This window comes from Deinococcus sp. HSC-46F16 (genome assembly GCF_024171495.1).
Classification (GTDB): domain Bacteria; phylum Deinococcota; class Deinococci; order Deinococcales; family Deinococcaceae; genus Deinococcus.
Genome location: NZ_JALJZW010000004.1, coordinates 178,419 through 202,493, shown reverse-complemented (window position 1 = coordinate 202,493; position 24,075 = coordinate 178,419). Strand labels below are relative to the sequence as shown.

General features: G+C 71.4%; 23 protein-coding genes. 3 read left to right on the top strand and 20 right to left on the bottom strand.

Annotation, left to right across the window (positions count from 1 at the left end; genetic code table 11):
- The first annotated feature begins 88 nt into the window (after positions 1-88).
- Complete coding sequence (locus L1280_RS10255) at positions 89-916, top strand: HAD hydrolase family protein (RefSeq protein ID WP_253582135.1); 828 nt, start codon at positions 89-91, stop codon at positions 914-916.
- Here L1280_RS10255 and L1280_RS10250 read toward each other — a convergent pair.
- The 15 genes from L1280_RS10250 to murF form a co-directional block, all read right to left on the bottom strand.
- Positions 837-2,306 (bottom strand): ATP-binding cassette domain-containing protein, encoded by a 1,470-nt coding sequence (locus tag L1280_RS10250; protein WP_253582133.1) that lies wholly within the window; start codon positions 2,304-2,306, stop codon positions 837-839. The two genes, L1280_RS10255 and L1280_RS10250, sit on opposite strands and share 80 nt — an antisense overlap.
- A gap of 78 nt (positions 2,307-2,384) precedes the next feature.
- Complete coding sequence (gene rpsI, locus L1280_RS10245) at positions 2,385-2,777, bottom strand: 30S ribosomal protein S9 (RefSeq protein WP_104991346.1); 393 nt, start codon at positions 2,775-2,777, stop codon at positions 2,385-2,387.
- The gene (gene rplM, locus L1280_RS10240; protein ID WP_253582132.1) at positions 2,777-3,202 is read right to left on the bottom strand and encodes a 50S ribosomal protein L13; all 426 of its coding nucleotides are present in this window, start codon (positions 3,200-3,202) and stop codon (positions 2,777-2,779) included. Before rplM ends, rpsI begins: the two co-directional genes overlap by 1 nt.
- A 161-nt stretch (positions 3,203-3,363) precedes the next feature.
- Positions 3,364-3,906, bottom strand: coding sequence for a hypothetical protein (locus L1280_RS10235; protein ID WP_253582130.1), 543 nt, complete (start codon positions 3,904-3,906; stop codon positions 3,364-3,366).
- A gap of 1 nt (position 3,907) precedes the next feature.
- A complete protein-coding gene (gene aroQ, locus L1280_RS10230; protein ID WP_253582128.1) occupies positions 3,908-4,354 on the bottom strand; it encodes a type II 3-dehydroquinate dehydratase in 447 nt (148 codons plus the stop codon).
- Positions 4,355-4,370: 16 nt separating this feature from the next.
- A complete protein-coding gene (aroB, locus tag L1280_RS10225; RefSeq protein WP_253582126.1) occupies positions 4,371-5,432 on the bottom strand; it encodes a 3-dehydroquinate synthase in 1,062 nt (353 codons plus the stop codon).
- Position 5,433: 1 nt separating this feature from the next.
- Entirely contained in the window at positions 5,434-6,024 is a 591-nt protein-coding gene (locus L1280_RS10220) for a shikimate kinase (protein ID WP_253582125.1), read from the bottom strand.
- 158 nt (positions 6,025-6,182) lie between these two features.
- Positions 6,183-7,331 (bottom strand): chorismate synthase, encoded by a 1,149-nt coding sequence (aroC, locus tag L1280_RS10215; RefSeq protein WP_253582123.1) that lies wholly within the window; start codon positions 7,329-7,331, stop codon positions 6,183-6,185.
- Positions 7,332-7,473: 142 nt separating this feature from the next.
- A complete protein-coding gene (locus L1280_RS10210; protein ID WP_253582121.1) occupies positions 7,474-9,678 on the bottom strand; it encodes a type II secretion system protein GspD in 2,205 nt (734 codons plus the stop codon).
- Complete coding sequence (locus L1280_RS10205; protein ID WP_253582120.1) at positions 9,675-11,162, bottom strand: hypothetical protein; 1,488 nt, start codon at positions 11,160-11,162, stop codon at positions 9,675-9,677. Before L1280_RS10205 ends, L1280_RS10210 begins: the two co-directional genes overlap by 4 nt.
- On the bottom strand, positions 11,159-11,824 hold the full coding sequence (locus L1280_RS10200) for a type 4a pilus biogenesis protein PilO (protein ID WP_253582118.1): 666 nt from the start codon (positions 11,822-11,824) through the stop codon (positions 11,159-11,161). The genes L1280_RS10205 and L1280_RS10200 overlap by 4 nt, the downstream gene beginning before the upstream one ends.
- A complete protein-coding gene (locus L1280_RS10195) occupies positions 11,817-12,521 on the bottom strand; it encodes a fimbrial assembly protein (protein WP_253582117.1) in 705 nt (234 codons plus the stop codon). Before L1280_RS10195 ends, L1280_RS10200 begins: the two co-directional genes overlap by 8 nt.
- Complete coding sequence (pilM, locus tag L1280_RS10190; protein ID WP_253582115.1) at positions 12,514-13,689, bottom strand: type IV pilus assembly protein PilM; 1,176 nt, start codon at positions 13,687-13,689, stop codon at positions 12,514-12,516. Before pilM ends, L1280_RS10195 begins: the two co-directional genes overlap by 8 nt.
- A 245-nt stretch (positions 13,690-13,934) precedes the next feature.
- On the bottom strand, positions 13,935-14,684 hold the full coding sequence (locus L1280_RS10185; RefSeq protein WP_253582334.1) for a hypothetical protein: 750 nt from the start codon (positions 14,682-14,684) through the stop codon (positions 13,935-13,937).
- 65 nt (positions 14,685-14,749) lie between these two features.
- Positions 14,750-16,024 (bottom strand): UDP-N-acetylmuramoyl-tripeptide--D-alanyl-D-alanine ligase, encoded by a 1,275-nt coding sequence (gene murF / locus L1280_RS10180; RefSeq protein ID WP_253582114.1) that lies wholly within the window; start codon positions 16,022-16,024, stop codon positions 14,750-14,752.
- Positions 16,025-16,068: 44 nt separating this feature from the next.
- On the opposite strand from murF, the gene L1280_RS10175 reads away from it, so the two are divergent.
- Positions 16,069-17,052, top strand: coding sequence for an acetamidase/formamidase family protein (locus L1280_RS10175; RefSeq protein ID WP_253582113.1), 984 nt, complete (start codon positions 16,069-16,071; stop codon positions 17,050-17,052).
- A 49-nt stretch (positions 17,053-17,101) separates the two neighbouring features.
- Here the strand turns inward: L1280_RS10175 and L1280_RS10170 are convergent, their stop codons facing one another.
- A complete protein-coding gene (locus tag L1280_RS10170; protein ID WP_253582111.1) occupies positions 17,102-18,481 on the bottom strand; it encodes an amidohydrolase family protein in 1,380 nt (459 codons plus the stop codon).
- Between the two features lie 30 nt (positions 18,482-18,511).
- On the opposite strand from L1280_RS10170, the gene L1280_RS10165 reads away from it, so the two are divergent.
- A complete protein-coding gene (locus L1280_RS10165) occupies positions 18,512-19,231 on the top strand; it encodes a hypothetical protein (RefSeq protein ID WP_253582109.1) in 720 nt (239 codons plus the stop codon).
- 120 nt (positions 19,232-19,351) lie between these two features.
- Here the strand turns inward: L1280_RS10165 and L1280_RS10160 are convergent, their stop codons facing one another.
- From L1280_RS10160 to L1280_RS10145, 4 genes are all read right to left on the bottom strand, one after another.
- On the bottom strand, positions 19,352-20,923 hold the full coding sequence (locus tag L1280_RS10160) for a DAK2 domain-containing protein (protein ID WP_253582323.1): 1,572 nt from the start codon (positions 20,921-20,923) through the stop codon (positions 19,352-19,354).
- Positions 20,924-20,960: 37 nt separating this feature from the next.
- Positions 20,961-21,293: an Asp23/Gls24 family envelope stress response protein gene (locus L1280_RS10155; protein ID WP_253582108.1), complete on the bottom strand. Its 333-nt coding sequence runs from the start codon at positions 21,291-21,293 to the stop codon at positions 20,961-20,963.
- Positions 21,294-21,536: 243 nt separating this feature from the next.
- Positions 21,537-23,579 (bottom strand): MFS transporter, encoded by a 2,043-nt coding sequence (locus L1280_RS10150; RefSeq protein WP_253582106.1) that lies wholly within the window; start codon positions 23,577-23,579, stop codon positions 21,537-21,539.
- The gene (locus L1280_RS10145; protein WP_253582104.1) at positions 23,576-24,040 is read right to left on the bottom strand and encodes a MarR family winged helix-turn-helix transcriptional regulator; all 465 of its coding nucleotides are present in this window, start codon (positions 24,038-24,040) and stop codon (positions 23,576-23,578) included. Before L1280_RS10145 ends, L1280_RS10150 begins: the two co-directional genes overlap by 4 nt.
- Positions 24,041-24,075: the final 35 nt, after the last annotated feature.

Genomic DNA, 24,075 nt, shown 5'->3' with positions numbered 1-24,075 from the left:
CCCACCCTCTGCCGAGCCGCCCGCTCCCCTCGCCGGGGGTGGGCGGCCCTCGCGTTGTCCGGTGCCCCCGCCTGCTAGCCTCTCCCCCGTGACGCGCCCGCCCGAACGCCCCCGGCCCCACCGCCTGCCCCTGCTGCTCGCCTTCGACCTTGACGGCACCCTGATTCCCGAGATGGGCCGCGAGGTGCCCGCGCCCACGGCGGCGGCGCTCGCGCGGCTGCGGGGGCTGGGGGTGCGGGTGGCGGTCATCACCGGACGCGACAGCGCCCCCCGCCCGGTGCTGGAGGCCGCGCAGCCCGACGCGGTGGCGACCAACAACGGCGGCCGGGTCGAACTCGGCGGCGAGTTGCACCGTGAGGCCCGCTTCACGGCGGAGGAACTCGCGGCCGTCCTCGCGCACGAACTGGAGGACGCCCGCGTGGTCGTCTTCACGGCGCAGGGGCCGTATGCCCTGATTCCGCCGGGCCAGCAGCCTGAGCCGTGGATGGTCGAGCGCGGCGTGCGCCCCCTCGCGGACGCCCCCACGGACGAGGCGGCCCTGAAGGTGGGCTTCTATCACCCCGGCGTGGCCGATTTCGCCGCCCGGTTGCGCGAGTCGCACCCGCACCTGGTGCTGACCGGGGCGCAGCCGCCCTACACCGAGTTCCTGACGGTGACCCCCACCGGGGCGCACAAGGGCGCGGCCTTGACCCTGATCGCGGAGGGGCTGGGGATCGAGCTGGAGCGCACGGTCGTTTTTGGGGACAGCGACAACGACGTGGCGATGCTGGAACTCGCCGGGTACGCGGTGCAGGTGGGTTACCTGCCACTGCTCACGGTCCACGCCCACGATCAGGTCAGCGGCCCGGAGGCGCTGGGGGCCTATCTGGAAGAGCTGGCGGACAGGTTGGAGGGGGCAGAGGCTTCCCCCGCCTGATCTGTCCCTCCGCCAATTCCAGATGGTGCGTCAACCCCGGCGGCGCGTCGGCCTTGCGGTGGGCGACCACCAGAATGTGCGTGCCCGCTCGGGCGAGGTCCGGCAGCAGGGCCAGGAACCGGGTGCGGGCCTCGGCATCCAGAAAGTCCAGCCCCTCGTCGAGGATCAGCAGGCGGGGACGGTGGGCCACCGCCCGCGCGAGCAGGAGCCGCCGCAATTGCCCCTGCGAGAGCGTGTTGGCGGGGCGGCCGAGCAGGTCGGTCACGCCGAGGTGCCCCGCCAGCGCTTCCACCCGCGCCGTCTGCTCCGTCGTGAGGTTCGGCGCAAACCCCTCGGTCCCGCCCCACGCGCTGCCGATCACCTCACGGCCGGTCCAGCCCCGCCGCTGCCGCACGCCGACCTCGGCGGAGATCAGCCCGACCGTGCGGCGGCGCTCGGTCAGCCGGTCGCGGGCCAGGAAGGGCCGCTCCACCCGCCCACCCAGCGCGGGGTGCAGCTCCCCGGAAATCAGCCGTGCCAGCGTGCTTTTGCCGCTGCCGTTCTCGCCCGTCACCAGCCAGTGCTCGCCCGCCCGCCATGTCCACGAGAGCGGCCCCAGCGCCCGCCGCCCGTTCCGGTAAACCTCCACGTCCCGCAGCCGCACGAGGTCGCCCTCGCCAGGAGGTCGGGGAAGGGGGGTGGGGGAGAGGCGGGTCCGGTGGGTGCCCTCCGTCTCCCGCACCGTCCCCCCCTCCACCCGCAGCCGTCGCCAGGGCAGTTCCGGTGCCTCCTGCGGGCGGTGGGTGGCGAGGACGACCGTGACGCCCGACCCGTGAACCTCGCGCAGCACCTGTCCCAGTCCCTCCTGTGCCCCGGCGCTCAGCCCGTCGGTGAACTCGTCGAGCAGGAGCACTTCCGGCTGGGGCATCAGGGCCCGTGCCAGCATGGCCCGCCGCCGCTGCCCGTGGCTGAGGGTGCGGAAGTCGCGGTCCAGCCAACCCGACACGCCCGTCAGCGCGGCGACCTCGGCCAGCCTCGCCTGCGCTTCCGGCGTCGGCGTCCACAGGCGCAGGGTGCCCCCCTCAAACCCCGCCAGCAGCACGTCCCGCACGGTCTGGAGCCAGTCGCGCGTTAGGTAGAAGGCTTCGGCGTCCAGCCCCACCACGCTCAATGTCTGCCGTGCCCGCACCGCCGAACGCCGTGTCTGCCCGCCCAGCCCGTAGACCCGCTCGCCGCCCACCGGAGCAACCTCGCCCGCCAGCAGCCGCAGCAGGGTCGTCTTGCCGCCGCCGTTCGGTCCCTCCAGCCGCAGCGCCTCGCCGGGCCAGACCCGCAGGGTCACGCCTCGCAGCGGCGTCTCTCCGCCCACCCGCACGGTGACGTTCTGGAGGTCGATCAGCGGCCCAGCCATCGCGGGAAAGTGTAGAGGACACGCCACAGAAAAGTCCCCCTCCACTCGGGAAGGGGGACTCTCGGGACCGCGTCCGAATCAGCGTTTGCTGAACTGGGGAGCGCGGCGGGCCTTCTTGAGGCCGTACTTCTTGCGCTCGACCTCGCGGGGGTCGCGGGTCAGGAGGCCCTTGGGCTTCATCTGGGCGCGGAAGTCGGGGTTGACCTTCAGGAGCGCACGGGCAATGCCGAGCTTGATCGCGTCGGCCTGACCGCTGGGGCCGCCGCCCGTCACGGTGATGTAGGCGTCGTAGCGCCCGGCAGTGCCCGTCTCGCGGAAGGCCTGGAGCGCGTGCACGGCGCGGAGCAGCCCACGGAAGTAGGTCTGGAACTCCTTGCCGTTGACGATGATCTTGCCCTCGCCCGCACGCAGGAAGACGCGGGCGACGGCGGCCTTGCGGCGGCCCGTGCCGTAGAACTGTTCAATAGCCATCAGCGAACCTCGAGAGTCTGGGGCTTCTGGGCGGTGTGGGGGTGCGTCTCGCCCGCGTATACCTTCAGGCGGCTGTGCATCGCTCGGCCCTGACGGCCCTTGGGCAGCATGCCGAACACCGCGTGCTCGATGACGCGCTCGGGGTGCTTCTTGAGCGCCTCGCGGGCGGTTTCGGTCTTCAGGCCGCCCTGGTAGCCGGTGTAACGGGTGTACACCTTGCCGTCGAGCTTGCCGCCCGTCAGCACGACCTGCGCGGCGTTCAGCACGACCACGAAGTCGCCCTGAATCATGTTGGGCGTGAAGTCGGGGCGGTGCTTGCCGCGAATGCGGCTGGCGATCAGGGTGGCGAGGCGGCCCAGGGGCACGCCCGCAGCGTCCACCACGACCCAGTTCTGCTCGTCGTTCTTGGGAACAAAGGTTTTCACCGTGAAACTCCGTAAGGATGGGATTTGGCGGCGACACGCCCCGCCCTGACGGGGGAGAAAGTGCGTGCGTGTCCGGGTGCCTCCCGGTCGTTTCGGCCCTACCAAGCACGAAACACTAAAGGTGAGGGTATCAGACCTTGGGGGCGGGGGGCAAGCGGAGCTCAGGGGACCGACTGCATCTCAAGCTGGCGACGAATCAGGTCCCAGTTGTGCTCGTATGGTTCCAGTTGGGCGGCATCCAGCCGTGCGTCGAAGGAAGCGTGATTTCGGGGCCGTTGCCAGGGGACCGAACGGCTTTCCATATAGGCACGGTAGGCAGGGGCCACGATCTGCTGAACGTCCCGCTGGGTCAGGACGAAGAAGCGGTCGCGCGGTGGGGTGGGCGAGTCCGTTCTGGGCGCGATCGCCACATACACGTAAATCAAGCTGGGATGGTCCAACTCCCGGTCACCGTGGTCCACCTGACGCCTCCCGACGACTTCCAAGTGCAGCCAAGCATCGGCGCGGGTCGACCATTGCAGACCCCGTGCGGCCTTGACCTGAATCGGGAGGGACCGACATTGCTCGTCCGCGACCAGCAGATCGAAGAGCGGCACATTGCCCGCAAACGGGGTGGCAATCAAGTCGAGTTGGCGGCCCAGTTCCGCACAGACCAGAAACTCCCCGATCTGACCCGTGAGCTTGTTGCCGAGTCCACTCGCCATCTCAGCCCCCTACTTCTGCGGTGCCCTCATCCACCAGCGCCTCAATCGCCAGCCGGTATCCCAAAAACCCCAGCCCACTGATCTTGCCCCGGCACACGGCCGCCGTGACCGACCGGTGGCGGAACTCCTCGCGGGCGTCGACGTTGGAGATGTGAACCTCCACGACTGGAAGGCGTTGCCCGGCGATGGCGTCGCGCAGAGAGTAGGAATAGTGCGTCAAGGCCCCCGGATTCAGCACGATGCCCGCAAAGCCGTGCTCCTCGGCATCCTGAATCCATTCCAGCAGTTGGCCCTCGTAGTTGCTCTGGCGGCAGGTGACGGCGGTGCCCAGCTCGGCACCCCAGCCCTCGCACAGCCGTTCGAGGTCTTCGAGCGTCTGAGAGCCGTACACGCCCGGCTCGCGCAGGCCGAGGCGGTTCAGATTCGGGCCGTTGAGGACGAGAATCATGCCCCAGCGTAGCGGGTCAGCGCGGCGGGATGAGGTCGGTCTGCCACCCCGCGAATTCCCGGCGCAGCACGTCCTCCGGCACCCGGCCCAGGTAGGGCCGCGCGAGGTCGTGGAGGAGCACGAAGCGCACGCCGTCCGCGTCGGCCTTCTTGTCACGGGCCATGTAGGGCCACAGGTCATCGAAGGTCAGGTCGGGGAGGGGCGTGGGCTGCTGCCAGCGCAGGAAAGCCAACGTGTGCCCGGTCAGGTCGGCCCCGCCCAGCGCCCGCGAGAGCCGCGCCGCGTAGTGCATTCCGTAGCCCACCGCCTCGCCGTGGGGAACGGCGTGGTGCGTGTGGGCCTCCAGCGCGTGCGCCAGCGTGTGGCCGAAGTTCAGGAAGGCCCGCTCGCCCCGCTCGGTGGGGTCGCGGGTCACCACGTCCGCCTTGACCCGAATGGCATCTGCGAGGGTGGATTTCAGGCTGGGACCGCCAGGCTGGAACTCCGGCGAGAGCACGCGGGCCAGCAGGGAAGGGTCCGCGATCAGGCCGTGCTTGTACGCCTCGGCGGCGCCCTCGCGAAAGACCTCCGGCGGCAGGGTGCTCAGCGTCTCCACGTCGCACCAGACGGCGCGGGGCGGCCAGAAGGCCCCCACTAGATTCTTGCCCTCGGGGAGATTCACGCCCGTCTTGCCGCCCACCGCCGCGTCCACCATGCCCAGCAGGGTGGTCGGCAGGGTGTAAAAGGCCACGCCGCGCAGGTACGAGGCCGCCACGAAGCCCGCGAGGTCGGTCGCCGCACCGCCCCCCAGCCCGACGACGGCCCCGTCACGCGGCAAGTTCGCCGCTGCCAACCGTGAAAGCACATCCGTGTAGACGGCCAGCGTCTTGCACTCGTCGCGGGCCGGAACGCTGATGGTGACGGTGGGGGAGAGGGCCGCCTGCACCGTCTTTACGAAAGCGGGAGGCAGGTCGGCGGGGTGAATCAGGGCGACGTGGCGCTGGGGGACCCGTACTTGCCCCAACAGGCCTGCCCCCACGGTGACGGTGTAGGGCTGCTCGCCCCCGACCTCGACCTGCTGGCTGGAGGAGGGCCGCACGCTAGTCGGACGCCCGCTCGGCCACGGGTTCGGCCTCGTCCCATGCGGCGTCCGCGTCGGCCCAGGCCCAGAGGCGGTCGATGACTTCCTCCACGATCTCTTCAGCGGGGCGGCCGTCGCTGTGGACGTGGATGGTGCCCTGGCGGTAGTGCGGCTCGCGTTCAATCATCAGGGTGCGGATACGCGAGAGGGGGTCGGGGGTCTTGAGCAGGGGCCGCTCGGAGTGGCGGGTGCGCTGGTAGACCGTCTCGGGGGAAGCCCACAGCACCACGACCGGGCCGCGTTCCAGCAGCCTGCGTCGGTTGGCCTCGTGGATGAAGGTGCCCCCGCCCAGGCTCACGACGGCGTGGTCCAGCCGCGTGACGCGCTCGACGACCTCCGACTCGCAGGCGCGGAAGTAGCCTTCGCCCTCCTGCTCGAACACCTCGGGGATGGTCTTGCCGACCACGCGGGTGATCAGCTTGTCGGTGTCGACGAAATGTAGGGCCAGCGCCCGCGAGAGTTCCCACCCCACGCGGCTTTTGCCGGTGCCCATAAAGCCCGCCAGCGCCACCCACGTGACGGGACGCTCGATCAGGCCGAACCCGTTCATGGAAGGCAGTCTAGGGCAAGTCGCCCCCAGCTTCCGGGTAAGGAGAACCTTTAGGGCGTGTGGCCGGTGGGTTGTGGCGTGTGGAGAGGTGTGGGAAAGAGGTTTTTCCTCTCTCCCTCTGGGAGAGGGGCGCTGCGAAGCAGCGGGGTGAGGGGTCCTCAGTACCCCCGCGCATACGCCCGCGCCGCCTTCAAGCGCTCCCGAAGCTCGGGCAGGGTGTCGCCACCGAACTTTTCCAGCATCGCGTCGGCCAGGACCCAGCCGATCACGCACTGGAGAATGACCCCGGCGGCGGGCACGGCGGTCGTGTCGCTGCGCTCGCGGGCGGCGTCCGACGCCTCGTGGCTGACCACGTTCACGGTCGGGAGGGGCCTCATCAGGGTGGCGATGGGCTTCATGGCGACGCGCACGATCAACTCCTCGCCGTTCGTCATGCCCGCTTCCAGCCCACCCGCCCCGTTGGTGTCGCGGGCGTAGGTGCCCTCCCGGTAATACACCGGGTCGTGGACCCCGCTGCCGGGCCGGGCCGCGTTCTCGAAGGCCCGCCCGATCTCCACGCCCTTCATCGCCTGCACGCTGAGGCAGGCCTGCGCGATGCGCCCGTCGAGCTTGCGGTCCCAGTGGACGTGGCTGCCCAGCCCCACCGGCAGGCCCCGGAAGCGCACTTCCAGAATGCCGCCCAGGGTGTCGCCGTCCTTTTTCGCCCCGTCAATCCGCTCGCGCATCCGCGCCGCCGCGTCCTCGTCGGGGGTGCGGAGGTCGGACGCCTCGATGGCCTCCAGCGCGTCCCAGGAGAAGGGCTGCCGCGTCTCGATGCCGCCCAGGCTGGCGACGTAGTTCGCGCCCTCCACGCCGAGTTCGCCCAGCAGCTTCAGCGCCACCGCCCCCACCGCCACCCGCGCCGCCGTCTCCCGCGCCGAGGCCCGTTCCAGCACGTCGCGCAGGTCCTTGTGGCGGTACTTGATGCCCCCCGTCAGGTCGGCGTGGCCGGGGCGGGCGTCGGTGAGGGCCTTTTTGCGGGGCTCGTTCCCCGGCTCCGGCGACATGATCTCGATCCAGTTGCGGTGGTCGCGGTTCTCGATCACCAGCGTGACGGGAGCGCCCGTCGTGCGGCCCGCCCGGACCCCGCTGAGAATCTGCGCCTCGTCTGTCTCGATCACCATGCGCCGCCCGCGCCCGTAGCCGCCCTGCCGCCGCCGCAGCCAGGGGTCGAGATCGGGCTTGCCCAGCGGCAACTGGGCGGGCAGTCCCTCAATGATGGCCGTCAGTTGCGGCCCGTGCGACTCCCCGGCGGTGAGGTACCTCATCGGGACTCCTGGGCGGGTTGGGCAAAGGTGAGAGAAAGGGCACGCATGGCCGGAATCTAGCGCCGGGCCGCCGGGCCACACCGTGCCCTGCCCAAACAAACACGCCCCCGGCGAGGGAGGGCGTGTGGGAGGGTGAGGCGGGTTACTTGACGACAGTCCCGGTGATGATGACCAGAAGCTGCGTTTGCGAGCGGTCGGTGCGCTGCTGGCTGAAGGCCGCGCCGATCACCGGGATGCTGCTCAGCAGGGGCACGCCGCTGTTGGTGCGCGACTCGGTGGTCCCCAGCAGGCCGCTCATCAGGACCGTCTGTCCGTTCTTGAAGGTGACGGTGCTCTGGGCCTCGGAGTTGGTGAAGTTCAGCAGGTTGGGCAGCGCGTTGGTGGGCAGCGCCCCGGCGATGTTGTTCACCTGCCCGCGCACCCGCAGCGTGATGGTGCCGTCGGGAGCCACCTGCGGGTCGAAGAAGTCGAGGTTGAGGCCGTAGTCGATCTGCTTCTCGATGTTCCCCGCCGCCGACGGGATGTTGATCTCCAGCCGTCCACCGCTCTTGATGGAGGCCGCCGCGTTCGCCGACGCATTCTGCGAGGTGGTCCCGGTGCCCAGCGACCGCTGCCCGCTCTGCATGGAGATGTTGCCGTCGTAGACGCGCTTGGTAAAGCCCTGGGTCTCCAGCGCCTGCAGGGTGGGGAAGATGTTGAAGCCCACCAGGCTCTTGGTCGGGTCGAAGGTCGCGCCCAGGCCGCTGCCGCCCACATTGACGTTGAAGCCCCCGAAGTTGACCTTCCAGTCCATGCCCAGGGTCCGGGCGGCCGTCTCGTTGATCTCCTGAATGCGGACCTGCACGTTGATCTGGGGCACGACCTGATCGAGTTGCGGAATCAGCTCGGCTACCTGCGCGACCTGGGCCGCCGTGCCGCGCACGATCAGGGTGTTCGTGCGGCGGTCGGCGATCAGGGTGGCCGCGTTGGGGTTGGCGGTCGGGGCTTCTGCCGCCTGCGCGGTCTGGGGCTGCGCGGCATTCGCGTTCGAGGCGGGCACCGTCACCGTGATCGCGTTGCCGTTGGCATCGGTGGCGTTGACAGGCACGTTCGTGATGGCGGGCTTGTCGGGGGTGACCTCGCGGGCCAGCGTCCCTTCCAGGGTGGCCTTGACCTCCTCGGCGCTCGCGTTGATCAGGGTAAAGACGCGCTGCACGATCTGCGGCCCGGTCTGGGCGGGCGGCGCGGGGCGGTCCACCTGACCCAGCAGCGCCAGCGCCGCGTCAAGTTGCGTCTGCGGCCCGGTGATCACGAGTTGCCCGGTCTGCCCCACGGGGGTGACCTTCAGCGTCGAGAACTGCGCTCCCAGCAGCGTCACGATGTCGGCCTGCTGGCCCTTGACCGCGTAGACGCGCTGGACGGCAGGCGCCTCGGTCTGGGTGGAGGCAGCGGGGGCAGGAGCGCGGTCTACCTGGGACAGCAGGGCCAGTGCGGCGTCCAACCGGTTTTGCGGCCCGGTGATCACGATCTGGCCGGTCTGGCCCACAGCGGTGGCCCGCAGTTCGGGGAACTGGGCGGTCAGCAGGGCCGTCACGTCGGCAGGAGCGCCCTTGACGGTGTAGATGCGCTGCACGGTGGGCGGCTCACTGGGCGCGACGCGGACATTGGCAGGCTGCGCCGCCACGATCTCCGCGAGCAGGCGCTCGACCTGCGCGACCTCCTGATTGGTCCCCCGAATGATGACGCTGTTGGAAGCGGTCTCTGCGATGATCCGCAGGGTGGGCGAGTCGAGGACGATCTCCTCGCGGGTCGTCTCGGAGGAACTGGTGCTGTTCCCCTGCCCGCCTGTGCTCTGGCCCGTGCTGACCGTCTTCAGGCTGCCAAAGGACAGTTTGAGCTGCCGCTCGACCAGGGGGGCACTCAGGGCGGCGGGCAGGCGCACGATCTTCTGCACCGGGCGGGCGGTCACGCGCAGGACGGGCTTGCCGCCGATCTGGAGCGTCTCGTAGCTCAGGCCGTACAGGTCGAGCACCAGCGGCCAGACCTCATTGAAGGGCTTGCTGACCACGCTGTAGGTCACCAGCGCGGGGGCCGGGCCGCCCGCCGCCGTGCCCGCCCCACCGGGGCTGCCCGCCTGGAGAATCGGCTCCACGCCGGGTTCCAGCAGCACCTCGTACCCGGCGCTTTTGGCGAGGGCCAGCAGCATGGAGGTCAAGTCGCTGCCCGCCCGGCGCAGGTCGAAGGTGACGGCGGCGCCGGAGAGCTGGCGGTCGGCTGTGGCTGTGGGGGCGGTTGCCGGAGCAGGGGTGGAGGGCTGCGCGGCGGCCATGCCGAGCGCGGCGGTCAAGAGCAGGGCGTATCTCTTCATGGCTCACCTTGGTCGCGGGAGAGGTCGGGGGTAGGGGCCGCCAGGGCCAGTGCGAAGCGGGGGTCCGCCGGGGGGTCGGTTTGCGTGGCGTCGAACTCGGCGATCACGGCGAGGTCGCCCCATGCGGAAAAGGCGTCGGCAGGCTGGCGCACGATCACCACGGGCAGGGACTCGGTCAGGCCGGTGGGCTGGGCCTCTTCGCCGAGGTCCAGCGTCTCGCCGCCGAGTTCGAGGGTGACGCCCGCAGCGCGGACCTCGCGCACGACCGCGTCCGAGTCGGGCAGGGTCTGGCCCTGCGAGACGACCACGTAGCCGTCCTTCGAGCGGAAGATCGCGGTGTTCACCGGGCCGAGGACGGCGGCGTCGAACTCCAGGGCACGGGTCTGCACCAGGGTGCCCAGCGGGCTGGCCGCGCTCACGCCTCCCTCCAGGCCGAACTGGGTGACGGGTTGGGGCGTGCCCGGCGCGGTCGCGGGGGCCGGAGCGGGGCTGGCCGCCGGAACTGGGGCCGCCGCCCCCAGGTCGATGGCGTCACGCGGCACGCTGACACCCGCCACCGGGGCCGGACGGGGCGCCGGGGGAACGGTGCCCGTGACGGCGGCGGAGGGCCGCGAGGTCGCCGGGGCGGGCCGCGCCGCCGCGTTGCCCGGAGGACGGCCCGTGCTCGCCGCTGGAGAAGCCGTCGTCGGTCGCGCAGCAGACGCGCTGGGTCGGCTCGTCCGGGGCGCGGAGGCCGTGGGGCTGGTCGTCGCCGGAGCCGGGCGGGTCACGCTGACGCCTCCCGTGCCGGGAAGGGTCGGGGTGGGCAGTGCTCCGGAGGGCCGGGCGGTGGGAGAGGGGGTCGCCGCCGCGGACGGGGTGGGGGCCGGGCGGGAAGCGCCGGTGCCCGGCAGGGGCGAGAGCGCCAGGGCGCCGCCCGTACTCGGGGCAGGCTCGCTCGCGGGGAGGGAGACGGGGTCAGCCGGGGCAGAAGGTTCCGGGGCCGCCGCGACCGGGGACGCGGGGGCCTCGCCGCCCTCGGTGCGCTCCAGTTCCAGCGGCCGGAAGGGGTTGCGGCCCGGCAGCGCGGCAAGGGGGATGTCGGGGTTGATGCCGCCCGGTGTGGGGACGGCCTCGGCGGTTTCCCCAGCCTCCGTCTCCTCGGCTTGCCCGAAGGCGGGAATCTGGGGCACCTCGATCTCGCCGCTGGGTTCGACGGGCACGGCAGCTTCGGGGCCGGGCGTGGCCCCGTCCTGGGGGGTGCCGTCCTGCCCGGTGCCGGGGGCCGGGGTGACCGCCGCCGCGTCCGTGCCCTCCTCGCCCCCGGCAGGCGGGTCGCCCGTGGGGGTGGGGGAGGGCGCGTCCGCCAGGGCCGCCGCGTCCCGGTTCGAGGTCCAGACGAACCAGCCGCCCAGCAGCGCCAGCAGCAGCAGCAACGCGAGCACCAGCCGCATCTCGCGCGAGAGCAGGGGCGGCTTGCCGCCTTCGGTGGGTCGGGAGGTCATTGGGCACCTCCTTGGGCGGGGGCCTCGGCGGGGGTGGCCGGGGCTTCGGGGGCTTCCGCCGCGCCCGTGCCGGTGGCCGCCGCCGCGCTGGGGTCATAGGTGTACACGGTGAGGTTCAGCGTGCCCTCCAGGGGGGGGTTGAACGAGGTGGCCCCCGGCATTTGCAGGCCCACCCCGCCCACCGTCGTGAAGCGGTTCATGGTTTCCAGGCTGCGCAGCGCCCGGAACACTTCGGCGTACTGCCCCTGCACCCCGAGGTTCAACCCGATGGGCCGCACGCCGCCGGGCAGGCCCTCGCCGGGACCGCTCTGCACGGTGAAGGTGCTCAGCTCGGCGCCCGCCGCGAGCACGTTGCGCCGCACCTCGTCCAGCACGGTGCCGAACTGCGCGGTGGGCGGCAGCGCCCGCAGGAACTGGTCGCGCTCGACCCGCAGCCGCGCGACCGTCTCGCGCAGTTCGGGCAGCGCCCGCTGGGCGGCGCGGTAGCGGTCGGCGGTCAGGCGGGTGGTTTCCAGCTCGCTCTCCAGCAGCGCGATCTCCTGCACGCGGGTCTGGTAGCGCCCGAAATACCACGCCATCAGCAGCAGGGCGCTGCCCGCGAGTGCCAGCAGAAAGAGGGTCCGTGGGGCCAGCCCGGACAGGGAGAAGGAAGGCTTAGCCACTGCTGCCTCCGGTGCCGCTCACCGGCTCGGCGGGCGGGGCCTCGGGAGCCGGGGTGCCCTCGGGGGCGGGGGTGCCCGCCGCGTCGGCGGGGGCCGGGGGTTCGCCCACCAGCCCCACCGAGGCGGCGAAGGTGTAGAGGCCGTCCTCGCCCTCGCGCTGCACGCTGCGGAAGTTCACCGCGAAGCCGGGGCTGTTCTCGAAGGCGTTCAGGAAGTTCACCACCGACTGCTGGCTGCGGGCCGTGCCCGAGAGGTCGAACTCGCGGATCACGTTCTTGCCCGCGTACACGCCCGTCTGCTGAAGGCTGCCCAGGGCGGCGGCGTCCAGCGTCTTGACATTCATGGAGGTCAGCGCCACGCCGCCCCCGCTGGGAAGCTGCGCGGAGAAGGCCGCGAGGTCGTTCGTCCAGTAGGTCTTGCCGTCGCGGAGCTGGTTCGCCACCGCCGTCACGCCCTCCAGGGTGCGCTGCTCGGCCACCAGGCCGTCGTGCTCGGTCTTGGCGCCCTGAAGCGCCGCGATCTCGCCCTGAAGTTGGGCCTGTTCGTCGCGCAGCGCGGCCAGGCGGCCCCCCACGCGGGCCTCGCCCAGGGCGATCAGCAGCAGCGAGAGGCCCAGCACGCCGACCGCGCCGTACTTCCAGCCGTCGGGCCGGGTGCTGCGGCGCCCCTCCTGCGGCAGCAGGTTGATCTCAACCATGCGGCACTCCCCGCAGCGCGAGGCCCAGCGGCACGGTGAACTCGGCGGCGTGCTGCTGGAGGTAACCGGGATCGGCCCCGGCGGCGCTCGTGTCCACGGTCAGCCAGGGGTTGGCGACGTCCACCCGGAAGCCCAGCGCGTCGCTGATGGCATTCTCCAGCCCGCGCAGCTTGGCCCCGCCTCCCGCGACGAAGGTCCGGTCGATTACCACGTCGCCCGACTGCACCCGGTAGAACTCCAGCGAACGCCGCACCTCGGTCACCAGGTCGGCCAGCACGGGCCGCACCACCTCGAAGATGCGGGCGGGGCTGTACTGTTCGCGGGCGAGGTCGAAGTTCAGCAGGTCCTCTTCGGCCTCGGTGGGCGTGGAGGCCATCGCGTAGCCCAGCTTGATCTCCTCGGCGGCGCCGAAGTCGAGGTCGAAGGCCTTTTGCAGCGCGGTCGTGAAGTCGTCGGCGGCCACCCCGATGTTGCGGGCCATCAGGATGCGGTCGCCGCGCACCAGGCTGATGACACTGCTGCTCGCGCCGATTTCCAGCACCAGCGCGACCTCGCTGTGCTCGGTGTAGTTCTTGCCCATCAGGGTGGTCTTGTTGAGGTGCTCGCCCAGCAGGTTGCCGCGCAGCGCCCGCAGGGTGGCAAAGCTCTTGAGGTCCACCACCACGGGCTCCAGGCCCGAGAGCCGCAGGACCTCGGCCTGCCGGGCGACCGCCTCGCTGGGCGCCGCCGCGATCACGGCCTCCATCTGGCCGTCCTCGGGCACCTGCGCGGGGTCGTCGAGCAGGTCGTAGTCGAGGTTGACCTCGTCGATGGGGTAGGGGATGTAGCGCTCGGCCTCCCACTTGATCGCCTCGTCGAGGTCCCCACGTTCCATGCGCGGCACCATGATGTTGCGCGTCACCGCCGACTGGTTGGGCACGGCGGTGACGGCGTGCCGGGCGGTGATCCCGTGGGCCGCGAGCAGCCCGCGCAGTTCGGTCGCCACCGCCTGCGGGTCGGCCACCAGCCCGTCGCGCATGCTGCCGATGGGCGTCGGGGTCATGACCGCGTGGTGCAGGCTCGGGGGCGCACCGGGCCGCAGCGCCACCACCTTGATGGCGCTCGTTCCGATCTCCACGCCGATGGCCGCCGGGCGCGGTCGGGTGAGGCGTTGTAGCAGGCTTGACATTCTCCCTCCAGAAGCGGGGCGGATTTAAGACTTCTCACCGAGATCGGGCCGGGGTTCCCACCGCGCCGCAGCGCCGTGCTGGGGGTGGCAGGAGCGTCGGCCGATATCGCCGCCCATGCAACCACCCCCCCCGTCACCGAACTCTGACAGCCGAAAAGGCCGCGCTGGGACGCCTTCGCTTCTGCTCCCCCCGAATCATGAAGACGCGCCCCGCCGGGGGGGGCGGGGCGCGGAGCTGGCGCGAGTCAGCGGCGGACCGGCTCCAGACCCGTCCCGAAGACCCGCACCGCTCCACCGGGCGCGACCGTCACCACGTCCGCCCCGACCAAGCCGACACGGCCCGGCCCGTGCGGCACGCTGACAAGCACGCGGCCCGAGGCGTCCAGCCGTTGCAGCGCCTCGCCCGTCAGCCGGAAGCGGTCCACCCGCGTGGCGGCGGTCGGCGGGGTAAAGGTGGCGGCCCCGGTCGGCGTGGCGGTCAGGAAGGGCAGCGGGCTGGTTTCCACCACGGCCCCGTCCGCGACCCGGCGCAGGGTTCCGGCGACCAGGGCATAGTCCTCGCCGTCGCCGCCCGTCACGACCGCCGTGGGCGCTCCGGCCACCCCCCGCGCGGGCTGTCCGGCGTAGGTCACCGCCGTGCCGTCCTCGCGGTAGGCGCGGGTGCTCGACAGGGCCACCACCCGGCCCACCGGCACCGAGCGGGCCGCCCGGTCGAGGGTCAGCAGGAGGCCCGCGCCGGGCAGGGCCACCCAGGCGTCGCCGTCATTCCAGGCCACCGCGACCGCCGGGCCGGGGAGACGCGGGCAGACGGGATGGTAGGAGGGGGCGCGGGCGACGCAGGCGCGTCCGGCCTCGATCCAGGCCACGCCACCGGGGGAGAAGGCCGCGTCGAAGGCGGGGACGGTCAGGGTGGGGCGGGTGGCAGTGCCGGAGGTGGGGGCAGGGGCACAGGCAGCGAGGAGCAGCAGGGGGCTGAGGCAAAGGAGGGGGCGCATGGGGACATTGTTTCGCGGTCAGGGCTGAGAAGGTGGGGCCGCCCCGTCCCCTCAGCGGCCCCGCCCTACCCCCTCGCCTCCAGCAGCGCTCCCACCACCACGTCCAGCCCCACGCCCTCCTGCGCCCGCCGCTCCGGGGTCCACGAGATGCCCCGGCTGGCCTTGACCAGAATCACGTCGCCGTCTTGGACCTCGGCCAGCAGGTCGGCCAGCAACTCGGAGACGGTGGCGTGGGCCCGGTCGCCCAGTTCATGGGCAAAGGCGCCCACCCCGTAGGTCAGGTCGGCCCGCGCCCGGGCGTGGGCACCGACCTCCGCGTGCAATTCGCGCTCGGTCTCGCCCAGCTCCAGCATCCGCCCCAGCACGCTGATGCGGCGGCCCGGAAAGGCAGCGAGGGCGTCCAGCGCGGCGGTCACCGCGAGCGGGGAGGCGTTGTAAGCGTCGTCAATCACGGTGTAGCGGCCGGGATGGACCCGGTAGCGTCCTCCCGGCACCGTCACCCCGGCGAGCCGGGCGGCGGCCTCCTCCAGCCCCACCCCCGCCTCCGCCGCGAGCGCGAGGCCCAGCACCGCCGCCTCCGCCTGCACGCGCGAGGCGAGGGGCAGCGTGACGGGCACGCCCCGGAAGGTGAACCGGGCGCCCTGCGGGGTCACCTCCAGCCCTTCCCCGGCGTAGGTCACCCCCTCCCCGAAGCCGTAGGTCGGCGTGCGCGGAAACCACGGCGCGGCCTGGGTGCCCACCAGCCCCCGGCGCCCTTGCAGGATCACGCCCTTCTCGCGGGCCACCCCCTCCAGGCTGCCGAGCTGCTCCAGGTGCGCGGCCCCGATCGCGGTCACCACGCCCACGTCCGGCCGCACGAGGTCCACCAACTCGGCCATCTCGCCCACCCGGTCGATGCCCATCTCGACCACCAGGGGCCGCCCGCCGCGCCCGTGCTGGGTCAGGAAGCAGGCGATGGCGGGCATGGTGTTGTAGACCGGCATATAGGCCGCGTCCAGCGCCGCCGCCGCGTAGCTTTTGGCGGTCGTCTTGCCCACGCTCCCCGTGATGCCGACCACCAGCGGGCTGTGTGCCCGTTCCGAGCGTGCCCAGGCGAACAGGGCCTCTCGCGCGTCCGGCACCCGCACCGCCCGCTCCACGTCCAGATCGGTCAGCACGAAGGGGGCGCCCGCCGCCAGCGCCGCCTCCACGAAGCGGTTGCCGTGCATCGTCTCGCCGGGGAGGGCCACGAAGGCGACCTCAGGGGACGCCTCGCGCGAGTCCCAGGTCAGGCGCGTGGCGGGGCGGGCCGTCGGATGAACGGCAGCGGAAAAGGGGAGGGGGCCGTGCGGGTCGAGCATGGGCGGAGGATACCGGGGCGGCGGCCGGGCCGTAGTCTGGCCGCATGACCCATCACCACCTCGGCCCCGAGTCCATCCACACCGCCTGGGACCGCGCCCTGGCCCCGGCCCTGAGCGTTCGCCCCGGCGACACGGTGACCTTCGACACGCTCGACGCCTCGGACGGCGGGGTGGCGCGGCGGGCGGCGCAGGGGGACGCTTCCGGCCCAGCAGACTTGCTCGCGCTCGCGGCGGCGGATGCCCACGGCCCACGCCCCGGCCCACGCGGGCACCCGCTCACTGGCCCCGTCTTCGTGGAGGGCACTGAGCCGGGGGACGCTCTGCGCGTGGAACTCTTGGAGGTTCGCACCGCCGCCTGGGGCTGGACCGGGTGCCGCCCGGACGGCATCGGCCTGCTGGATGCCGTGCTGGGCGCCGAGGGCCTGAAGCCCTACACCCACCTCTGGGACCTGCGGGCAGGCGACCACGCCGAGTTCCTGCCGGGCATCCGGGTCCCACTGGCCCCCTTTCCCGGTGTGATGGGCGTGGCACCGGGCGAGCCTGGGCCGCACCCCACCGCGCCGCCCCGCTCGGTGGGCGGCAACATGGACATCCGGCAACTCGTGGCGGGCAGCACCCTCTGGTTGCCGGTCGAGGCGCCGGGGGCGCTGTTCTCGGTGGGCGACCTGCACGCGGCGCAGGGCGACGGCGAGCTGTCAGGCACCGGGATCGAGTGCGCGGGGCGGGTCACCCTGCGCTTCGGCGTGGAGCGCGGCGCGAACCTCGTCACCCCCGAGTTCGCCACCCCCACCCACGGCGGAAGCAGCCGCCGCTGGCACGCGGCCACCGGCCACCACCCCGACCTGATGGAAGCCGCCCGCCTTGCCCTGCGCCCCCTGCTGCGGCGGCTGGAGGCGCGGGGCCTGACGCTGGAGCAGGCGTATGTCCTGTCGAGCGCCTGCGTGGACCTCAAGATCAGCCAGATCGTGGACGCGCCCAACTACACGGTGAGCGCCTTTTTGCCGCTGGACGTGTTCGGGGAGGAATGAGGGCGGGACGCGGCCTGGCTCCTCCGCGTTCCGCCCTCTTGGGAAGCGGTCAGGAGGACCGTGCCAGCTCCATTTCCGCTCCCTGCCGCACGACCGCCTCGCGCAAGGCCTCTGGGGTGTGGACCCGTCCGCCCTGCACCACCGCCGCGATCTGCCGGGTCGCCCGCAGGTCGCGCAGGGGATTGCCGCGCACGACGAGCACGTCGGCCACCGCGCCCTCCCGCAGCACGCCGAGGTCCGGCCGCCCCAGAATCTGCCCGGCCTCGCTCGTCGCGGCCCTCAGGGCATCCAGGGGCGAGAGGCCCGCCTGCGCCAGCAGCTCCAGCTCCTGATGCAGCCCGCCACCGGGCAGGTTGAACGCGGCAGCGGGGGTGTCGGTGCCCGCCCCGATGCGTCCGCCCAACGCCCGAACGCGGGTCAGCAGTTCGGAGGCCAGCCGCAAGTCCGCGCGGGCATGGTGGCGAACGGGCGCGGTGCCCGCGTGAACCCTCTGCCACTGGGCTTGAAGACTCGCCTGCACCGCATCGTCCAGATCGGCCAGCGGCACGCCGGACGTATCAAAGGCTTCATCGCGGGCGAGCGTGGCGAAGATCATCAGGGTGGGGACGAGCGCCGTGCCTGCCTCCACCGTGAGGCCCGCGAGGTCGTCCAGCAGGGTGCCGTCCAGCCTCTCCGCGAGGGGATCACCGCCCATCCTCTGGTAGGCCAGGGCGTAGCCGGACACGTGCTCGATGGTCCGCACACCCAGCGCGAGCGCCTGCCGGGCGTCCACCCGCGCACCCGTCAGCCCGCGCGTGCTCAGCATGCCGAGGTCGGTCATGACGGGCAGGTCCAGCTCCCGAGCACGGAGGGCCGCCGCCTCGTACACCTCCGGCGCAAGTTGCTCGTACAGCTTGAGCTGGGTGATGCCCTGCGCGTGCAGGAAGGTCACTGCGTCCCGCGCCGCCTGGGGCGTGTCCACCACCCACGCCCCGGCGCGGCGTTCCAGTCCGTCGCCCGGCCGGTGGACGGCTCCCGGACCGAAGTTGTGGAAGAAGGCGTCGGGGCCGTCCAGCAGCGGGCCGCAGGGCAGCAACCGGGGCTTCAGCGCGAGCGCCTGCATCCGCTCCACCATCTCCAGCGCGTTGCAGGCGTCCCGCACGGTCGTCACGCCCGCCGCCATGAACCAGGCCAGATAGCCCGGTCGGGCGTGAACATGCAGGTCGATCAGGCCCGGCATCAGCGTGCCCCCGGTACGAATGGTCAGGGCGGTGTCCGGAACCTCCAGCGCCGCCCGTTCGCCCGCGAAGCTGATGCGACCATTCTCGATCTGCACTGCGCCGTCCTCGGTCGCGTGCTCGTCCACCCCATTCCACAGGCGGCCCAGCAGGACCAGCGGCGCCTCGGGGTTGGTTCGTGCGGTCAGTTCCGACAAGGTGAGTTCAGTCATGCCCCGAGTGTCCGCGCCATACTACTCACCGTGAAATCCTCAAGTGCGAGTAGCCCGGACGGCGACTTCTTCGAGGTCGCCGACCCCGCCGCCATCGCCCTGCTGCTGCGCGAGCGGCCCCGGCGGGTGCTGGCGGCCTTTCTGAGTGGGGAGACGACCGTTTCGGCGGCGGCCCGCCAGACGGGGCTGGACCTGCGGGTGGTCCACCGGGACGTGCAGGCCCTCGCGCGGGCCGGGCTGCTGCGGGTGAGCCGCCTGGAACGTCGGGCAGGCCGCGCGGTCAAGCACTACCGACCCAGTGCCGACGCCTATTTCGTGGATCACCTGAACACGCCCGCCGCCGACCTGGGGGAACTGACCGGCGCTTCTGCGGCGCGGACCTATCACCTGTTCCACCACGCCGCCGACCGCGAATTCAGCCGTGCCCTGCGCGAGTCCGGACGGCGCTGGGGCTGGTGGCTGTACGCGACGCCGGAGCCGCCCGGCTACCACATGGATCAGGGCAGCCCGGCTGACCGCCGCGTCAGCGCCCTCCAGGAGTGGCAGGGACCCGCCGCGCTGATGCTGCAAGGCTTTCCTGTCTTCCGCCTCACCGACGAGCAGGCCCGCGAGCTGCAACGCGACCTGATTCTTCTGATGCGGAAGGGCGAAGCCTATGAGGAGGCCAATGCCGGAGGGGGCCGCTCTTTTCTGCTGCCGCTGGGAATCGCGCCGCTGACGGAAGAAGAGGCGGCGGGGCTGCACCGCTGAGGGATGCCGCGTGCTTGTGCGGTTTGTTGCCCCAGCGTGCGCCTCCCGCCTCCCAACCGGGTGAGGGCCAAAGGCGAAGGGCCGGGAAATGCCCCGACCCCTCCGGCGCTCTCTTGCCGCCTACTCCAGCGTCACCAGATAGTCGTACAGGTCCGGCCCGCCCGAGTGCACCTCCACCTCCGCGAGCGGGAAGGCGTGGCGGAGGCGCCCAGCCAGGGCTTCCAGACTCTCGGGGGTGCTCTGCGGCCCACCGAAGACCGTGATGACCTCCTGGCCCTCGTAGCTGCGGTTCAGCATGTGCAGCACGCTGTCTTCCGGGGTGCCGCCCGATTGCACGAGTTCGTCGTCCTTCAGACCGATCACGTCGCCCTCCGTGATCTCCAGCGTCTCGCCTTCCTTCGTCGTGATGTTGGTCGAGCGGCTCGCGCGGGTGACTTCAAAGGTGGTCACCCGGCCCGCCGCCTCCGCCATCGCCTCGCGCAGGCTCTCGGCGTCGCTGTCGGGCTGGAAGGCGAGCGCGGCCCCGATGCCTTGTCCCAGCGTGCGGGTCGGCACGACCACGGCGCGGCCCTCCATCAGTTCCATCGCCTTTTCGGCGGCCATCAGCACGTTCTTGTTGTTGGGGAGGATCAGCACCTGATCGGCACTGACCGACCGCACCGCGTCCACGATGTCCTGCACGCTGGGGTTGGCGGTCTGTCCGCCCGACACGATGCGGGCACCCAGCGAACGGAACAGCTTGACGAGGCCGTAGCCGCTCGCCACCGCGACGAGGCCGGACGGCGGCACCTCCTCCTCGGCGCGGGCCGCCGCCCCCGCCATGCCCAGAATCTCGGTGTGCTGCTCGGACATGTCCTCGACCTTGGTCTTGAGCATCCGCCCGTAGCGGCCCACCGTCGCCAGCAGCGCGTCGGGCTCGTTGGTGTGGATGTGGCCCTTGACGTAGCCCTCCGCGCCCACGACGAGCAGGCTGTCCCCGAAGGGCGTCACGAGGTCGCGGATCTCCTCGATGGGCTTGGTCGCCTCCGACATCAGGAACTCGGTGCAGTAGCCGAATTCCTCGGTCTCGAACTGCTCGCCCGCGTAGCCCGTGACCTCGGGGGCCTCGGGCAGAGCCTCGCCGCGCAGGGCCGCCAGCATCCCCTGCACCACGTACAGGTAGCCCTGGCCGCCAGAGTCGATCACGCCCGCCTGCTTGAGGGCCGGGAGCATGTCGGGGGTCTGGTCCAGCAATTTCTGCCCTTCAAAAAGGGCCTGTTCCAGCACCGCGTCCACCGTCTCGCGCTCGCGGGGGCCGTTCGCCCCATCCGCCACGCCCCGCGCGACGGTCAGGATGGTGCCCTCGACGGGCTTCATCACGGCCCCGTACCCGGCCTTTTGCGCGGCCCGGAAGGCGGCGGCGAGGGTGGCGGCGTCCACGGCGCTGACCCCGCGCACCGTCTCTGCGAAGCCCTTGAGCAGTTGCGACAGGATCACCCCGGAGTTGCCCCGCGCCCCCAGCAGCGCCCCGTAGCTGATCGCGCGGGCGACCGAGGCCATGCTGGATTCGTCGCAGGTGTCGAGTTCGCGCCGCACCGATTGCAGGGTGAGGTGCATGTTCGTGCCAGTGTCGCCGTCGGGGACCGGGTAGACGTTCAGGGCGTTGACCTGCTCGCGGTACACGCCCAGCCAGTCGGTCGCCACCCGCAGCATCCGGGCGAGGTCGGCGGGGGTCAGGGAAGTGGTGTGCTCAGGCACGCTGCACCCCCACCGCGTGAATCCGCGTGGCCCTGAGGTCGATACCCGCCTGGGTCCGCACGAGGTGCTCGACCCGTTCCTTGATGTTCTGGGCGACGGTCGGGATGCTGACCCCGTAGGCCATCACGATGTAGAGGTCGGCGGAGTAGTCCCCGCCCTCGCGGGTCACCACGACGCCTTCGCGGGCGTTGGCGCGGCCCAGCACGCGGGAGATGCCTTCCTTGAGGTTCGCCGGGGCCATGCCGACCACGCCCGGCACCTCGTGCGCGGTCAGCCCGATCAGGGACGCGAGGGCGCCCTCGGTGATTTGAATGGAACCAGTCACAGTAAGGGGGAGTATACGGCGGGGAGGGAGAGCGGCCTCAGCCTCGGCGCCTCCGCCTCCCCAGTGCTGCCGCGAGGGCGAGGCCCACCCCCAGGCCCAGCGCGAGCCCGGTCGGCCGCCCCTCCTTCCGCGTAGGGTTGGTCATGTCCCAGTTATGCAGGGAAGTCCGGGAAAGTTGCTCCACAGCCACAAACAAAAAAGCCCCCTCCACCGGGGAGAGGGCTGGGCAAGGCTCCGTTGGGTTCAGTCCCCCGGCTGCGCCTCCGGCGTCCCCGCCACCGTCACCGGCTCGGCCTTCGAGCGCAGCGGCAGCACCGGCACGAACAGGGTCACCAGCAGCCCCGCCAGCACGAACCACAGGCTGGTGCCGAACATCTGGGTCATGGCCGCCGTGAAGCCGTCCTTCAGCCCGGTCGTGAGCTGGGCCGCGAGCGTGCGGGCCTGCTCGTTCAGGCGGGTCTTCAGTTCGGCCAGGGTGGTGCGGGTGGTCTCCTGCACGAGTTCCGGCTCCTGCGCGAGGATGGCCTGCCCGACCTGCGCGGCGGTCGTCTGCGCCGCCTGCGGGGTGGCGAGGGCCTGCGCGGGCAGGGCGCGAAGCTGGGCCTTGAGCGCGGCGGGCGTTTCCCCGCTCGCCAGCAGCGCCTGCCGTCCGGCCTCCCCATTCACCAGGGCCGACTGCACGGCGTTCGCCTGGGCTTCCAGGCCCGCGTGGACCCGTGCCTCCAGCCCGCCGCCCGTGACCAGGCCGCGCAGCTCGGCGGGCAGGGCCTGATTGGCCGCGACCGCCTTCACCGCCGCCGCGTCCCCGTTCAGCGCCGCCTCGATCTGGCGGTATTGGGCGTCGAAGGCCGCCTGAATTTCCTTTTCCGGGCCGTTCCCGGTGCCGCTGGCCCGCAGCGCCCCGAGGTCGAAGTTGTCCGCCTTCATCTGCATGCCCGGAATCTGCGGCAGATGCTTGGGCAGTTCGCTGTGGAGGTTGTTCAGCAGCAGGGTGCCGAACACCGCCGCGCCGATGGTCGAGCCGATCTGCCGGAAAAACTGGCTGCTCGACGTGGCGATGCCGAGCTGGCCCAGCGGCACCGCGTTCTGAATCGCCAGGGTAAAGAGGCTCTGCGACGGCCCCAGCCCCAGCCCCACGATGAACATGCGCCAGCCCAGGTCGAGCAGCGTGGTCTGCGGGGTCAGGAAGGTCAGCAGGGAGATGCCCAGCAGCAGCACGGCCGCGCCCCCCAGCATCCAGGGCTTGTATTTCCCGGTGCGGGCCACGACCTGCCCCGCCACGATGCTCGACAGGATCAGCCCGCCCATCAGCGGCAGCATCGCAAAGCCGCTGTTGGTGGCCGACACGCCCAGCACCATCTGCATAAAGAGCGGCAGGAACAGGATCACGCCCAGGAACGCCATCCCCATGATGAACGACGCCAGGTTGCCCAGGCTGAACATCGGCACCCGGAAGAGGTTCAGCGGAATGATCGCGTCCTTGGTGCGCGACTCGGCCCACACGAAGGCGAGCAGCGACACGGCGCTGAGGGCGAACAGACCCAGGATGCGGGCGCTGCCCCAGGGATAGGTCACGCCGCCCCAGGTCAGCGCGAGCAGCAGCGGAATGGTGGTCAGCAGAATGAGCGCCGCGCCGAGGTAGTCGATCCTGCCCGCCATGCGGTGCGTGAGCTTGGGCATCTTCGCCAGAATCAGGAACAGCGCGAAGAGGCCCAGCGGCAGGTTGACGTAAAAGACCCAGCGCCACGACGCCTGGTCCGTCAGAAAGCCCCCCACCGCCGGGCCGATCACACTGGCAAGGCCGAAAATCGCGCCGAACAGCCCGCCGAATTTGGCCCGCTCGGCCGGGTCGAACATGTCGGCCAGGATGGTAAAGGCGATGGTGAACAGCGCCGCGCCGCCGAAGCCCGCCACCGCCCGGAAGGCGATGAGCTGGTTCATCCCGCCGCCCAGGAAATTGCCCAGCCACGGCTCCCCCGCCAGGCCGCTGAGCGCCGACCCCAGCAGAAAGACCACGATCCCGAACACCAGAATGGGTTTGCGGCCGTACAGGTCGGACAGCTTGCCGTAGATGGGCACCATCACCGTGGAGGCGAGCAGGTAGGCGGTGGTCACCCACGAATAGAGGTTGAAGCCCTGAAGGTCCTCAATGATGCGCGGCATCGCCGTGCCCACGATGGTCTGGCTGAGCGCGGCGAGCAAAAAGACCACCAGCAGGCCGATCAGGGTGATGCGTTTTTCCTGGGCGGTGAACTGGGGAGGGGCTGGGGAGAGGGGGGCAGTCACGAAGGGTCCTCCTGGGTAAGCAGATCGAGGGCACCGAGCACCGTCGCCAGGGTCTCGGGGTCGAGGCGGGAGAGCCGGGCGCCCACCAGCGCGTGCACACTTTGCACGGTGGCGGCCAGTGCGTCCTCGCCCGCCGGGGTCAGGCTCAGGCGGGTGCGGCGGGAATCGTCGGGGTCGAGTTGCCGGGCGATCAGGCCCTGCCGCGCCAGCCCGTCGAGGTAGCGGCTGAGCAGCGCGGGCGGCAGTTCCAGCCGCTCGGCGAGCACCTTGGGATAGGTGGCCCCGGTCTGGATGCCGCGCAACACGAAAAAGCGCCGGGTATCGAGGCCGTGTTTCTCGACCAGCAGCGGGTTGATGTCCTGCTTGAGCTTGCGGTTGAACTGCCACATCCGCCCGATAAACAGGCTGACCTGTTCGGGCGTCGGCGCCGCCTTCGGTGAGGGGGAGGGAGGAGCGGTCATCCGCTTAAACTACGGCAACAGTTTACTAAGGTCAA

Excerpts from the sequence above, each read along its gene's own strand:
- L1280_RS10175 (WP_253582113.1), top strand. The coding sequence starts at position 16,069 with ATGACCCATCACCACCTCGGCCCCGAGTCCATCCACACCGCCTGGGAC.
- L1280_RS10235 (WP_253582130.1), bottom strand. The coding sequence starts at position 3,906 with ATGGCGAGTGGACTCGGCAACAAGCTCACGGGTCAGATCGGGGAGTTT.
- rpsI (WP_104991346.1), bottom strand. The coding sequence starts at position 2,777 with ATGGCTATTGAACAGTTCTACGGCACGGGCCGCCGCAAGGCCGCCGTC.
- L1280_RS10210 (WP_253582121.1), bottom strand. The coding sequence starts at position 9,678 with ATGAAGAGATACGCCCTGCTCTTGACCGCCGCGCTCGGCATGGCCGCC.
- aroC (WP_253582123.1), bottom strand. The coding sequence starts at position 7,331 with ATGAGGTACCTCACCGCCGGGGAGTCGCACGGGCCGCAACTGACGGCC.
- L1280_RS10195 (WP_253582117.1), bottom strand. The coding sequence starts at position 12,521 with ATGGTTGAGATCAACCTGCTGCCGCAGGAGGGGCGCCGCAGCACCCGG.
- murF (WP_253582114.1), bottom strand. The coding sequence starts at position 16,024 with ATGCTCGACCCGCACGGCCCCCTCCCCTTTTCCGCTGCCGTTCATCCG.
- L1280_RS10185 (WP_253582334.1), bottom strand. The coding sequence starts at position 14,684 with ATGCGCCCCCTCCTTTGCCTCAGCCCCCTGCTGCTCCTCGCTGCCTGT.
- L1280_RS10220 (WP_253582125.1), bottom strand. The coding sequence starts at position 6,024 with ATGAACGGGTTCGGCCTGATCGAGCGTCCCGTCACGTGGGTGGCGCTG.
- L1280_RS10160 (WP_253582323.1), bottom strand. The coding sequence starts at position 20,923 with ATGCTGCGGGTGGCGACCGACTGGCTGGGCGTGTACCGCGAGCAGGTC.
- aroQ (WP_253582128.1), bottom strand. The coding sequence starts at position 4,354 with ATGATTCTCGTCCTCAACGGCCCGAATCTGAACCGCCTCGGCCTGCGC.
- L1280_RS10145 (WP_253582104.1), bottom strand. The coding sequence starts at position 24,040 with ATGACCGCTCCTCCCTCCCCCTCACCGAAGGCGGCGCCGACGCCCGAA.
- L1280_RS10250 (WP_253582133.1), bottom strand. The coding sequence starts at position 2,306 with ATGGCTGGGCCGCTGATCGACCTCCAGAACGTCACCGTGCGGGTGGGC.
- pilM (WP_253582115.1), bottom strand. The coding sequence starts at position 13,689 with ATGTCAAGCCTGCTACAACGCCTCACCCGACCGCGCCCGGCGGCCATC.
- L1280_RS10205 (WP_253582120.1), bottom strand. The coding sequence starts at position 11,162 with ATGACCTCCCGACCCACCGAAGGCGGCAAGCCGCCCCTGCTCTCGCGC.
- L1280_RS10170 (WP_253582111.1), bottom strand. The coding sequence starts at position 18,481 with ATGACTGAACTCACCTTGTCGGAACTGACCGCACGAACCAACCCCGAG.